The 12,468-nt window shown below is 55.0% G+C and carries 12 protein-coding genes; 11 read left to right on the forward strand and 1 reads right to left on the reverse strand.

What is annotated here, in order from left to right; translation table 11 throughout:
* Positions 1–6: 6 nt before the first annotated feature.
* Positions 7–966: a tRNA-dihydrouridine synthase gene (locus N645_RS0100290; protein ID WP_024459511.1), complete on the reverse strand. Its 960-nt coding sequence runs from the start codon at positions 964–966 to the stop codon at positions 7–9.
* A 305-nt stretch (positions 967–1,271) separates the two neighbouring features.
* Here N645_RS0100290 and N645_RS0100295 point away from each other — a divergent pair, with 305 nt between their 5' ends.
* The 11 genes from N645_RS0100295 (at position 1,272) to N645_RS0100350 (ending at position 12,450) form a co-directional block, all read left to right on the forward strand.
* The gene (locus tag N645_RS0100295) at positions 1,272–1,535 is read left to right on the forward strand and encodes an OadG family protein (RefSeq protein WP_024459512.1); all 264 of its coding nucleotides are present in this window, start codon (positions 1,272–1,274) and stop codon (positions 1,533–1,535) included.
* Between the two features lie 43 nt (positions 1,536–1,578).
* Complete coding sequence (gene oadA, locus N645_RS0100300; protein ID WP_024459513.1) at positions 1,579–3,363, forward strand: sodium-extruding oxaloacetate decarboxylase subunit alpha; 1,785 nt, start codon at positions 1,579–1,581, stop codon at positions 3,361–3,363.
* Between the two features lie 50 nt (positions 3,364–3,413).
* A complete protein-coding gene (locus tag N645_RS0100305) occupies positions 3,414–4,721 on the forward strand; it encodes a sodium ion-translocating decarboxylase subunit beta (protein ID WP_024459514.1) in 1,308 nt (435 codons plus the stop codon).
* Positions 4,722–5,032: 311 nt separating this feature from the next.
* Positions 5,033–5,824, forward strand: a complete 792-nt coding sequence (locus N645_RS0100310; protein WP_024459515.1) for a PhoH family protein — start codon at positions 5,033–5,035, stop codon at positions 5,822–5,824.
* 791 nt (positions 5,825–6,615) lie between these two features.
* The gene (locus tag N645_RS0100320; RefSeq protein ID WP_024459517.1) at positions 6,616–7,098 is read left to right on the forward strand and encodes a hypothetical protein; all 483 of its coding nucleotides are present in this window, start codon (positions 6,616–6,618) and stop codon (positions 7,096–7,098) included.
* Between the two features lie 103 nt (positions 7,099–7,201).
* On the forward strand, positions 7,202–8,080 hold the full coding sequence (locus N645_RS0100325) for a hypothetical protein (RefSeq protein WP_024459518.1): 879 nt from the start codon (positions 7,202–7,204) through the stop codon (positions 8,078–8,080).
* A gap of 78 nt (positions 8,081–8,158) precedes the next feature.
* Positions 8,159–8,965 carry a hypothetical protein gene (locus N645_RS0100330; RefSeq protein ID WP_024459519.1) on the forward strand — a complete coding sequence of 269 codons (807 nt, stop codon included), beginning with the start codon at positions 8,159–8,161 and terminating at the stop codon, positions 8,963–8,965.
* A 141-nt stretch (positions 8,966–9,106) separates the two neighbouring features.
* On the forward strand, positions 9,107–9,493 hold the full coding sequence (locus N645_RS0100335) for a tautomerase family protein (RefSeq protein WP_024459520.1): 387 nt from the start codon (positions 9,107–9,109) through the stop codon (positions 9,491–9,493).
* A gap of 473 nt (positions 9,494–9,966) precedes the next feature.
* Entirely contained in the window at positions 9,967–10,398 is a 432-nt protein-coding gene (locus N645_RS0100340; RefSeq protein ID WP_152521593.1) for a hypothetical protein, read from the forward strand.
* 11 nt (positions 10,399–10,409) lie between these two features.
* Complete coding sequence (locus tag N645_RS0100345) at positions 10,410–11,264, forward strand: DMT family transporter (RefSeq protein ID WP_024459522.1); 855 nt, start codon at positions 10,410–10,412, stop codon at positions 11,262–11,264.
* A gap of 76 nt (positions 11,265–11,340) precedes the next feature.
* Positions 11,341–12,450, forward strand: a complete 1,110-nt coding sequence (locus tag N645_RS0100350; protein ID WP_024459523.1) for a helix-turn-helix transcriptional regulator — start codon at positions 11,341–11,343, stop codon at positions 12,448–12,450.
* Positions 12,451–12,468 lie beyond the last annotated feature (18 nt).

A 12,468-nucleotide genomic window follows, 5' to 3' on the forward strand; every position in this document is an offset into this window, starting at 1 on the left:
GCTTGCTCAGGCCGCTTGGCGAAAGGCGGCCTCAAAGCGCGCCGGCTCCCGCTCGCGTTTGATCTGCTCAAAAAACGTGGCCGCCTCCGGGTACTGGCGCTGCAAGTACATCAACCACTGCTTGATGCGATTGCCGCAGTACTTGGAGGCGTTTTTGGTGCCCCAGTGAGGCTGGCTCATCCGGTAATACCGGTGCAGCATCTGGCAGACCTCGTGCCAGGGCATGGGGGTGTACTCTTCCCCCGCCACCTGCGCCTTGATGGCCCGCGCCAGGTCCGGCCGCGCCAGTAATCCCCGCCCGAGCATAAACCGGTCGCAGCCGGTCACCGCACGGCAGCGCTCAAAATCCTCCGGGCTCCAGATCTCCCCATTGGCGATCACCGGCATCGCCACCGCCTCCCGAATGCGGGCAATGTACTCCCAGTAGGCCGGCGGTCGGTAGCCGTCGCGCTTGGTACGCGCATGCACGGTCAGCTCGTTGGCCCCCGCCTCGTAAACCGCCAGGGCGTTGTCGAGATAGCGGCTGGCATCGTCAAAACCGAGCCGGATTTTGGCGCTGACCGGCACGGTGTCGGGCAGCGCATTGCGCACGGCAGCCACAATGGCGTGCACCCGCTCCGGTTCGCGCAGCAGGCAGGCCCCGCCATCGCTTTTGTTCACGGTTTTGGCTGGGCAGCCAAAATTCAGGTCAATGGCGGTGGCGCCAGCGGCCACTGCGCGTTGGGCATTGCGGGCCACCGGCTCGGGTTGCCCGCCCAATAGCTGAACCTTCACCGGGGTGCCGCTGGGGGTCAGGCAGTGTTGCTCGATCTCCGGGGCGTAGCGCAGGAACACCCGCCGGGGCAGGCTGCTGTCGGTCACCCGGATAAACTCGGTGACACAGCCATCCAGCCCGCCCAGCGCGCTGAGCAGGTCCCGAACCTGATAATCGACGACGCCCTCCATTGGGGCGAGAAACAATTGCATGACTGGGCCGAACTCCCGGTGTGGAAAAGGCGGCCATTTTAACGGCATCTGGTTGCCATTGCAGGCCCAATCCCGCCCTGATTGCAGCCAGAAGTTGTAAGTTTATGAAAGATAAGAGAAAATGGCCGGCCGTTTTGCGCTTGGCAAAAGCTCCTCGAGCCACTGCCAAGGGCAAAAAATGTGACGCAGTTGCCACATTTTGGGAATCAAGCTACATTGGCGCGCCTCGCTCCACCGGACCGAGGTGGCCCCGCGCGGATACGTTCCGCTGTAGCCAATGACTTATCGTACACAGGGTGCCCGATATGAGTGACACACTGATGCAACAAGGCGTAGACCTGATGCTGTATGGCATGGGGTCCGTCGTGGTGTTTTTGACGCTGCTGGTGATTGCCATGGTACTTATGAGTGGCAGCATCAACCGTTGGTTCCCCGAGTCCAAAGCGCCTCAGGAACCCCGCAGCCGCAAACCCTCCAGCGCCGCCCGCCCCGCCGCGGGCAAGGTCGATGACAAAACCCTGGCCGCAATCAAGGCCGCCATTGAGCAACATCGCGCCCGTCGCCGATAGCCGATGGTTCCGCGAACGCTAACTGTGAGAAAGGTACAACGCCATGAGCGATGCTAAAAAGCCGTTGGGCATTACGGAGCTGGTACTGCGGGATGCCCATCAGTCCCTGCTGGCCACCCGGATGCGCCTCGACGACATGCTGCCCATTGCCGAGAAACTGGATCAAGTGGGTTTCTGGTCTCTGGAAACCTGGGGTGGAGCGACTTTCGACGCCTGTATCCGCTACCTGGGCGAAGACCCCTGGGAGCGCATTCGCGAGCTCAAAAAGGCCATGCCCAAAACCCGCATGCAGATGTTGCTGCGCGGGCAGAACATTCTCGGCTATCGCCACTACGCCGATGACGTAGTGGACAAGTTTGTCGAGCGCGCCGCCACCAACGGCGTGGACGTGTTCCGCGTGTTCGATGCCATGAACGACATGCGCAACATCGAAACCGCCATGAAAGCGGTCAAGAAGCAGGGCAAGCACGCTCAGGGCACCATCTCCTATACCATCAGCCCGGTGCACGACATCGAGTTGTGGGTGGATCTGGCCAAGCGCATTGAAGACATGGGCGCTGACTCCATTGCCATCAAAGACATGGCCGGCCTGCTCAAGCCGTATGTGGGTTACGAGTTGGTGACCCGCCTGAAAGAAAGCTGTTCCATCCCGATTCACATGCAGAGTCACGCCACCACCGGCCTGGCCCACGCCACCAACCTCAAGTGCGTGGAGGCGGGCATCGACAATATCGATACCGCCATTTCCTCCATGTCCATGACCTACGGTCACAGCCCCACCGAGACCATGGTGTCCATCCTGGAAGGCACCGATCGGGATACCGGGCTGAACCTGGAACTGCTCGAAGAAATCGCCTCCTACTTCCGCGAGGTGCGCCGCAAATACGCCAAGTTCGAAGGCTCCCTCAAGGGCGTCGACTCGCGCATCCTGATTGCTCAGGTGCCCGGCGGCATGCTGACCAACATGGAAAACCAGCTGCGTGAGCAGAACGCGGAAGACAAATTCGACGCAGTGCTGGAAGAAATTCCCCGCGTGCGCAAGGACCTGGGCTACATCCCGCTGGTGACCCCGACCTCACAGATTGTCGGCACTCAGGCGGTGATGAACGTGCTCACCGGTGAGCGCTACAAAACCATCACCAAAGAAACCGAAGGTGTGCTCAAGGGCGAGTACGGCGCTACGCCAGCAGACGTCAATAAAGAGCTGCAACAGCGCGTTCTGGATGGTGGCGAGCCGATTACCTGTCGCCCGGCGGATAAGCTGGAGCCGGAAATGGACCGCCTGGCCAAAGAGCTGGAAGAAGTGGCCAAAGAGAAAGGCATCAACCTCACCGAGGGCGAAGGTCGCATCGACGATGTGCTCACGTATGCCCTGTTCCCCCAGGTTGGTCTGAAATTCCTGGAGAACCGTGGCAAACCCGACGCCTTTGAACCGGCACCGACCGGTAAAAAGGGCAGTGCGGTGACCACCGACAGTGGTGAAGAGGTGTACACCGTCGACGTGGAAGGCCAGAAATACACTGTGACCGTCAGCGACGGTGGTGATGTGACCGGCCTGGCCCCGGTGGGCGGCAGTGCCTCCAGCGGTGGTGCAGAAGCCGCACCCGCCGGCGAAGGTGAGCCGGTTCCCGCTCCGCTGGGCGGCAACATCGTGAAACTCATGGTCAAGCCCGGTGACCAGGTGGAAGAGGGCGATACCCTGCTGATTCTGGAAGCCATGAAAATGGAATCCGAAGTGGCCGCGCCCCGTGCCGGTACCGTGACCAGCGTGCATGTGCAGGCCGGAGACGCGGTGACATCCGGCGATCCGCTTCTGGATCTGGCGTAATCGCGAACCGCCTGGACCACTACTTCCAGCAACACTGTTGAGAACGTTTTATGCAGAATTTTATTCGATTGTGGCAGGAATCGGGCATCAACCAGATGGAGTGGGGCACCTTCACCATGATTCTGGTGGGGCTGTTGCTGCTGTTCCTGGCCATCCGCAAAGGATTTGAGCCGCTGCTGCTGGTACCGATCGGCTTTGGCTGCATCATGGCCAACATCCCCGGTGCTGGGCTCGCCATGTCCGCGACCCAGCAGGCCATTGATGTGGGCGGCGTGAAAGTGCTCGCGGATCTGGCCGAAGTCTTCGGCGTTGCCGCCAGCACCTCGGCGGAAGAGCTGATGGCGCTGTACAAAACCGCTTCGGCCTCTGAGCTGGCGGCCGCACACAAGGTGGCCCTGGACTACGGCTACACCAATGGCATGATCTACAACTTCTATCAAGTGGCTATCGGTTCCGGCGTTGCGCCGCTGGTCATCTTTATGGGCGTGGGTGCCATGACCGATTTCGGTCCGTTGCTCGCCAATCCGAAAACCCTGTTTCTCGGCGCGGCCGCCCAGTTCGGTATTTTTGCGACCGTAATGGGGGCGGTTGGCCTGTCTGTTACAGGCCTGATGGACTTCTCCATTGCCGATGCCGCTGCCATCGGGATCATCGGTGGTGCGGACGGTCCGACCGCCATCTACGTGTCCAGCATTCTGGCGCCGGACCTGCTGGGTGCCATCGCCGTTGCGGCCTACTCTTATATGGCGCTTGTGCCCCTGATCCAGCCGCCGATCATGCGCGCGCTGACCACCGAGTCCGAGCGGCAGATCAAAATGGAACAACTGCGTCCGGTCAGCCGCCTGGAAAAGATTGCCTTCCCGGTGATTCTGCTGATTCTTGTGGCGCTGTTCCTGCCCTCCGCCGCACCGCTGCTGGGCATGTTCTGCTTCGGTAACCTGATGCGCGAATGTGGTGTGGTGGAGCGTCTGAGCGATACCGCCCAGAATGCCCTGATCAACATCACCACCATTTTCCTGGGCTTGGCTGTAGGTTCCAAGCTGGCGGCCTCCGCCTTCCTGGATACCAAAACGCTGGGTATCCTGTTGCTGGGTATCATCGCCTTCGCCATCGGTACCGCAATGGGCGTACTGGTGGCCAAGTTCATGAACCTGTTTGTGCGTCACAAGATCAACCCGCTGATCGGTTCCGCCGGTGTATCCGCCGTGCCCATGGCCGCTCGGGTATCCAACAAGGTAGGGCTGGAGGCCAACCCCCAGAACTACCTGCTGATGCACGCCATGGGGCCGAACGTCGCCGGGGTGATCGGTTCCGCCGTCGCCGCAGGCGTTATGATCTCCATCGTGTCATCCATGTAAAACCCTTTTGCCGGGCGCTCGATGCGCCCGGCAAAATCCCCCCTCCCGCTTTGCCTTTTCCGGTTTGCTGCATCAAAAGCATTGACCCCCCAATAAAAACCACCTACTATTTTTGGTAAGCGCTGATTCATCAGTGCGTTTGTCACCCACCTGCCAAGAGGAGGAGCCTGCCAACAGAACATGTCGGGGCGCCTCTGTCACCCCGAAAATCGCGTTACCTTTTGAGTCTTACAGGGCCGGGCCCTTGGCCATCCGTAGCGTTGCCAGCCCGAGTTGTCCCTGATCACCTGGAACCTGATGGGGAATTATCCATGGCGAAACGATCTCACGCGAAGCGCAAAAGACATCAGAACCACGCCGCTGAAGAGCGGTTCCACCAAGACGACCGCGGCCGACACTGGGCACCCCCCAACGGCAACATCGTCGAAATCAATGCCTCCCGACAACTGCAAACCGCTTACGCTCCACCCCGCGCCAACAAACCCCTCACCGCCTACACCACCGCCCAGCAAGACTACATCGACGCGATCCAGCGCTACCATTTAACCTTTGGTATCGGCCCCGCCGGAACTGGCAAGAGTTACTGCGCCGGTGCCATCGCTGCCGAAGCGCTGGAGTCCGGGCGCATTGAGCGGATCATCCTCACACGGCCCGCCGTGGAAGCAGGGGAACAACTGGGCTTCCTGCCCGGCGCCCTGGATGAAAAGTTCTCGGTCTACATCGACGCGTTTCGTGAAATCCTCGCCGAACGACTCGGCGCGGGCACCGTAGACTACTGCCTGCGCCACGGTCGAATTGTCGCCGCGCCTTTGGCATTCATGCGCGGTAAAACCTTCAACAACCGAACCTTCGTCATTCTCGATGAAGCCCAGAACACCTCACCCGCACAGATGAAAATGTTCCTGACCCGCATCGGCGAAGGCTGCAAAGTGGTCATCAACGGGGATATCGAACAAAGCGATATTCGCGGACACAACGGCCTGGCGGATGCCGTAAACCGGCTGGGCGATCTACCCAATGTGTATATCCATCAATTCGAACGCGCCGATATTGTGCGCAGCGGGTTGGTTCGGGATATTATGGACCGCTACGAGCTCACCTGATCCCCATCATCTTCCGGCGCCCTCGGGCGTCGGATTTTCTGATGCCCCTCTAGTCGAAAACTCGAAGTAGTTCCCTCGAATATTTGCTGATTAAAAAATGATCGACTTATACAGTATATTGGCGAGTGCTCTGAAAATTGGCGTTTGCCACGTCTTTACAGTGCACGCCTTCTCTCCGAAGAAACTAAAAAAATAAATTAAATCAATGAGTTGCTGCCATTAAGTCGGTAGATAACAGGCGAGACCGGGAACGAAACCGAGCCGGCACGCTTTCCGTCTGGCCAATCTGTGCTAAAGTTTCAGACAATTCACTAATATCAATGAGTTAGCGGCTTTGATGGGAAAAGTGCTGGGTGGGAAAGCGTGCTGGCTCAATATTAAAATGTTAGGTGAAAAAAATGATAGCCATTCCGTGGGCATACCGCCTGGCTGTGCTCTTTTGCATAGGCTATTGGCTCCTGTGGTTTATCCCTCAGGCCCAGATTCTTATCGGCCAAGATGGTGGGTGGTTCTTCGGTACCGGAATAATATCGCTTTGGGTTCTGCCAGTGATGTTGCTGGCGTGGCTCCATCCCGCGGTGAGGAAAATGGTGTACTCTCACCATAGTAGGTGGCTTGGCAACCTTTGCTTGGTTACGATAGCGTTATTCTGGGCGTGGGGTATTTATCTAATAGTCGGTTTTTATCGCCATGGCATATAAAGCACCTAACAAAGCCATTAAATTCGCTCCCTTCGGTCGCCGGACCTCGTTTTACTCGGCCGTTTATGGCGGGCGTTAACTGGATATAGCATGAAGCAAACCATTACGATAATTCTACTTGTTTTGAGCTTTCCTAACTGGGCGTGCTCATTCGCTAGGACGACTAAACCGTTCGAGGTTGATTCTACTGGCTCAATAGATCCTCAGCGCACCGAATTTGAAGTGAGTGAAATTGTTCGAGGTAGCGATGATGGCGATCTGCACTCCTGTTCTGATGCAGGTATCATCACTTTAAAAGCCTTAAATCCTCCACCGGAAACGGGATTCATATTTGAAATAGTAAAAGGCGAATTTGAAGACCGTCTTTTTACGGACGCGCCAATAACACCCGCGGATTTCAAGGAGCCCGGTGAGTTTACGTTTATTTGGCTTGACGGCTCCAGCTATGAGCAGGAGCCCTTTGATATAGTGGTGCAAGTAACCCCGATTTCAAGAACCGGTAATATTGGGGAGCCTACAACGCTGGAGGTTTCCCATCCAGGCGTCAAAAAGCCCTGGTGGCGGTTCTGGTAATCCCAGTTAACAATCCAAGGCAGTGGGACATATTTTGCTTCGCTGCGCTCAAAACGCAAAATATGCCCCTGCTTGGGGGCGTTATCTGAGCTAGGAGGGTGTGGTGCAAGGAATTTGTCAGCTTTGCCATTCTGAGTCGGTGTTAAAAGAAAGCCACTTCATTCCAAAGTTCATTGGTAAGTGGGTAAAGCGAACCGGCATTACAGGCTACATTCGGGAAAGTAACGAAGTTCATAAGCGTGCTCAGGATATCGCGAAAGAGTACTGGCTTTGTGAGGATTGTGAAGCGCTGTTTTCTGAGTGGGAGCGAGAGTTTGCAAACAAAGTTTTTTACCCATTTGCAGATAAAGGTGAATCAGTAGCAAATTACGGTGAATGGATGTCAAGGCTATGTGCCTCGTTGTCTTGGCGGACGCTTACATTTATTCGTAGTAAAAATGAATCCGAACAAAAATCTGACGATTACAACAAAGCTCTAGATGATGCTGAGCGACATCTGGAAAAATTTCTTCTGGGTGAAGAATCAAATCTTAATCAATACGAACAGCATGTATTTCCTCTAGAGCGAATTGAATCAACAACCGAGTCAGGGTTGCCGCCAAATATCAATAGGTACTTTTTGCGTACAATGTCTATGGATATTGTTGGTAATTCGACAGATTTATACGTATATACAAAACTTCCCTGTTTCATTGTTTTGGGTGTGATTAAAGCAAAGGATCTGAAAAAGATGAGATCTAGTAGAATAGCCATTAAGAATGGAAAGATTAGCCCCAGAGAATATTGGTGGCCAGATGGTTTCATTAATTACATTGTTGAGAAGGCCCAGGCTGTTTCAGATGCATACGACAAAATACCGGAAAAGCATAAAGATAGCTTCGACGAGCACATAAGGAAAAACCCGGATAAAGCGGCAAGCTCAAAGCTATTTGAGGCGTTCAAACATGATCACGACCAATTTGGCAAGAAAGTATTCAGATAACAGTCGGCGGCAGTCGGACCCAGTTTCCGCTCGTGCCTCGCTACAACTGGTCCGCTGCGCCGGGCATTAGGAAGACTGATGAAACCAGAAGAAGAACATCCAAAAGAACAAAATCCTGTTCGTAGAAGCTGGGTAGCCCCAGTTTTGACGACACTTGCTGGCATTCTTGTTTCCATTCTAGTTGCCTGGTATCAAATAAACCGCAGCGAAGAGCAGGCGGTGCAGGCACAGATCGAGCGATCGAAGGCGGTGAAGAGCGAGCTCGTGCGTGTTGTTGAAGAACATATCATCAATGAAAAGCCGCTCGATATCTCAAGCCTCGCCCGCCTCGCCGAGTTCAGGGCTCGGCGAGAAGACCTTTTGGTCGTGCCTACCGTGTCGGAGATTGTACAAAGTGCGGAATTCAACATTCTTACGAGCCAATACCTAGAATTCGAACGGAAGGAGAAATTCAAGAGCTATTTCAGTCAGATATACGCGGAGCTGGCCATCCCGGCAAGCCTCAACTATGACGGTCCTTTTGAAAACACTGTTAACGACATCTACGCCAGCATACAGAAAGGAAATGTGTCTGAAGTGGCAAGCAAGGTTAACGTGCTTGTTACGAGCTTTGACGCAAGACTGAAGGAGCTTGAAGCTCAACAAAAAATCAAAAACCGTAAGAACTTTGAAGATCTCGTGAAGGAGCTAATCGACGATCCTACGCTGATTGTCGTGACCCTGATAGCTTACGTGTCTTTGCTTTACGTCTTTTGGATGTTTCGTAGACGGATTCGACGACGTAGATTTATTGATCCGGAGACATACGAGGAGTATTTGCGAGAGCGGGCAGAGGTACTACATAGAAATTCAGACTATGGAGGTCCCGATAAAACATTTTCCTAACAAACGCAGCCACAGTAACGGCTTTTCCGTTCCGGCTCCGCCTCCATGAATCTGCACCACTTTGACGGACACTTTGAGTGCAAGTTTGATGTAGGTCCACTACGCCGGTTATAACAGCGTTACAGGTATTAAGGAGATAGCATGATTATCGTTTATGGTGTCAAGGATCAGCTCAACCCAATAAAGGCCAAAATGTCGGATATCATCCATAGCTGCATGAAGTCCGTTCTGGGCATGCCGGAAGATAAGCGTGCGCATAGGTTTGTGTCCCTGGAGCGAGAGGATTTCTATTATCCTGGTGGCAGAAGCGACGCCTATACTGTCATTGAAATCAATATGATGTCCGGCCGGAAGCCGGAAACGCAAAAGGCTCTCATCAAAGAGCTCTTTCTAGAGCTCGAATCACAGCTATCCTTGGCGCCTGTTGATATTGAGATCACCATTAAGGAGCAGCAGCCGTATCAGTGGGGATTCCGCGGGATGACAGGGGATGAGGCAAATGACCTCAAGTATAAAGTCAACGTGTAATCAAGGCATTGGAATCGCTCCCTGCGGTCTCGGGGTCTCGTTGTGTTCGACCGTTTATTGCGGGCGTTACCGGGATTTAGTGTTCCGAGTCCTTTTGGTTTTATCGGCAGTGTTTCCAGCTCTGGCGTTCGCAGAAACGCTCCATGAGCCTGACCTTGTGGGCACCTGGGTGCCTTCTGGCGAAATGCCGAGAGAGGGAGGGGTAGCCAATTACACGTTAACGGTAGGGCATGACTTCAGTGCGACCTACATCTCTGCAGATAAAGGATATGAGCTTTCTTGTGATTACAAGCCAAGCAGTAGCCAAGATTCCATATTCGTCTGGTACTGCTATTTTAAGGGTCACCACCTTATTACGTTGTCATTAGGCGGATGGAAATTGGAGTCAGGGTCATTACTTTACGGTTATGAGTATTGGCTGGGCTATCCTGAGCCAGGTGAAATACACGGAGGGCTTCCGGTAAGCCTTGAGCTTGAAAGCTCATGATCAGAAGCCGAAGTTGGCAGCCTTTTGGCTACTACTGACCGAAAACTTGCGCCGCTGTGAAGCGGATAAAAAAATTATGGAGTGTCCTATGTCAGAATCTGACATTGTTCGATTAAAAAGCAGAGTTCAGCCGATATTCGACACCGTCCTGGAGTGTCACTACACAGGTGAATTCAACGCTATTTCAAGAATTTTCCCGTCACTATCGAGCGAAGTTTTTGATGAGGCGGTAGGTGTCCTGAAACCGATGGGTAGGCCAGCTCGGGTGGAGTTTTTGGGCGCTATAAACAAAGTCAGTGAAATCAAGCTTCTTTGGAAAGTTTCTTACCACAGCTCTGATGAAGAGTTGCTGTGGGAGTTGTTGATAGATGGCCGTAGTGATGAACTGAAGTTTGTGGGCTTGGGGTTTGATAAGTAGGGTAGCGCTATATGCCCAACACTCGACTCTTCTTCATCTCTCTGCTCGCTATGGTGGCCTTCGCCGGCAATTCTCTGCTCTGCCGGGTTGCCCTGGCTGCTGGCGAAATTGATGCGGCCAGTTTCACGACCGTTCGCCTTGTATCGGGTGCGGCCATCCTTGCTGCCCTGGTGAGCTATCGGCGTAAGCCACGTGCATTTGGGGGAAGCTGGCTGTCGGCGTTTGCGCTGTTTGCCTATGCGGCGGGCTTTTCATTTGCCTACCTTGATCTGTCCGCCGCCACGGGCGCGTTGGTGTTGTTCGGTGCGGTTCAGGCGACCATGATTGGTGTCGGGGTGTGGTCTGGCGAGCGCCTTAATGGCCGTCAGATCCTCGGTGTCCTGGCGGCGGTGGCTGGTCTGGCGGCACTGTTGCTGCCGGGGGTGGAAGCGCCGCCGCTGTCTGGGGCGCTATTGATGCTCGGGGCTGGTGTTGCCTGGGGTGTGTATTCCCTGCGCGGGCGCGGCCTCGGTGATCCCACCCATGAAACGGCGGGAAACTTCATTCGTGCGGTGCCGATGGCCGTGGTATTGAGTGTGTTGTTTTACTCAAGCGCGGAGATCGCGCCCGTTGGGGTGCTTTACGCGGTGGCGTCGGGGGCGCTGGCCTCCGGCCTGGGGTATGCGATCTGGTATATGGCACTGCCCCATCTAAGGGCCACGACGGCGGCCACGATCCAGCTGAGTGTGCCGGCCCTGGCGGCGGTCGGCGGCGTGATCGTCTTATCGGAGCCGGTGACGCTGAGGTTGGCCGTGTGCTCTATTGCCATCCTGGGTGGGGTGGGGCTATTTATTGCCAGCAAGCGAGGCACAGCGGGTAGCCAATGATCGACGAAAAGAAGGTAAAATGAGGGTTTGTCAGGATTAAGTTCAATAATAAAAATGTGATTTCAGGGTAAATAACATGGCAGTGATGCTGCAAAATGAGCCTGAACTGTTGCAGGCGCTTTATCATTCTCTTACTGACCGGGAAGGTTTTCATGCTTTTCTCGAAAAGCTGACTCGCGCCATTGGCGGTTGTGCGGCGCAGTTGTTGGTGATTCAGCGTCAGCCGTTGCGTATGGAACACCTTTGGTACCACGGTCTGACCCGGGAGTTTCTGGACTGGTACCTTGAAAACAACATGATTGCCCAGGATGTGGTGACCAATCAGGCGGTCAAGCAGTCCCCGGGCCTGTTTCAGTCCGCTTTGCCCCTGTTGCCGGACTTCCGGCCCGACCAGGATTATTCCAGGTGGGAAAATGATCAGGATATGCTCGATTCGGCCTGGCTGGTGGTCGACACTACCCCTACCCATAGTTTTGTGCTGACCATTCAGCGAACCGTGGCCCAAGGGCCTTATCAGCAGTCTGAGCTCGACTCACTCGATCGGTTGGTGCCGCATATCCGGCAGGCGGTTCAGTTGTATCGGCAACTGGAAGCACGCACTCAGGATAATGCCACTCTGGCCGCGGTGATTGACGTTCTTCCGGATGCCACCTTTTTGCTGGATAGCCTGGCGACAGTGTTGCACTCCAATAAAGCGGCCAAAGATCTGATAGACCGCGAGCGGTGCCTGGTGGTGCGCGACCAACGCTTTAACTTTGCCGAACAGGATGTACACCGGGCCTTCTTCCGGGCATCGGCGATGGTCGTCCGATCCAGCATGGGCAAGGAAGACTATTGTAGTGAGACGCTGTTTCTCAAGCGGGCGGGGCGAAGCCCTTTGATTTTTGTGATACGTCCCATTGAGAGTGGCGAGCTATTGGCCGGTGGCGCTTTGGTAACGGTCTATGAGCCGGATAGCCGGCCTCTTCCCCGCGCGGTACACATCGCTAGCTACTTTGATCTGAGCAGTGCGGAGGCTCAGGTTTGCGAGAGGTTGGTGGCGGGGCGTGAAGTGCAGGCAATAGCCGATGAGCTTGGGCGCAGTGTTGAAACCGTGCGCTCCCATCTCAAGCATATTTTCCAGAAAACGGGTTGTTCGCGACAGGGAGAGCTGATCAGTCGGGTGCTGGCGGCGCTGTTAAGGTAGGCAGGTATCCGGCCCGGG

Origin of the sequence: Marinimicrobium sp. LS-A18, from assembly GCF_000463525.1 — a bacterium.
Taxonomy (GTDB): domain Bacteria; phylum Pseudomonadota; class Gammaproteobacteria; order Pseudomonadales; family Cellvibrionaceae; genus Marinimicrobium; species Marinimicrobium koreense.

What these genes read in the sequence shown, in the direction of transcription:
- N645_RS0100310 (WP_024459515.1), top strand. Translation starts at nt 5,033, where the DNA reads ATGGCGAAACGATCTCACGCGAAGCGCAAAAGACATCAGAACCACGCC.
- N645_RS0100305 (WP_024459514.1), top strand. Translation starts at nt 3,414, where the DNA reads ATGCAGAATTTTATTCGATTGTGGCAGGAATCGGGCATCAACCAGATG.
- N645_RS0100295 (WP_024459512.1), top strand. Translation starts at nt 1,272, where the DNA reads ATGAGTGACACACTGATGCAACAAGGCGTAGACCTGATGCTGTATGGC.
- oadA (WP_024459513.1), top strand. Translation starts at nt 1,579, where the DNA reads ATGAGCGATGCTAAAAAGCCGTTGGGCATTACGGAGCTGGTACTGCGG.
- N645_RS0100320 (WP_024459517.1), top strand. Translation starts at nt 6,616, where the DNA reads ATGAAGCAAACCATTACGATAATTCTACTTGTTTTGAGCTTTCCTAAC.
- N645_RS0100335 (WP_024459520.1), top strand. Translation starts at nt 9,107, where the DNA reads ATGATTATCGTTTATGGTGTCAAGGATCAGCTCAACCCAATAAAGGCC.
- N645_RS0100290 (WP_024459511.1), bottom strand. Translation starts at nt 966, where the DNA reads ATGCAATTGTTTCTCGCCCCAATGGAGGGCGTCGTCGATTATCAGGTT.
- N645_RS0100330 (WP_024459519.1), top strand. Translation starts at nt 8,159, where the DNA reads ATGAAACCAGAAGAAGAACATCCAAAAGAACAAAATCCTGTTCGTAGA.
- N645_RS0100350 (WP_024459523.1), top strand. Translation starts at nt 11,341, where the DNA reads ATGGCAGTGATGCTGCAAAATGAGCCTGAACTGTTGCAGGCGCTTTAT.
- N645_RS0100345 (WP_024459522.1), top strand. Translation starts at nt 10,410, where the DNA reads ATGCCCAACACTCGACTCTTCTTCATCTCTCTGCTCGCTATGGTGGCC.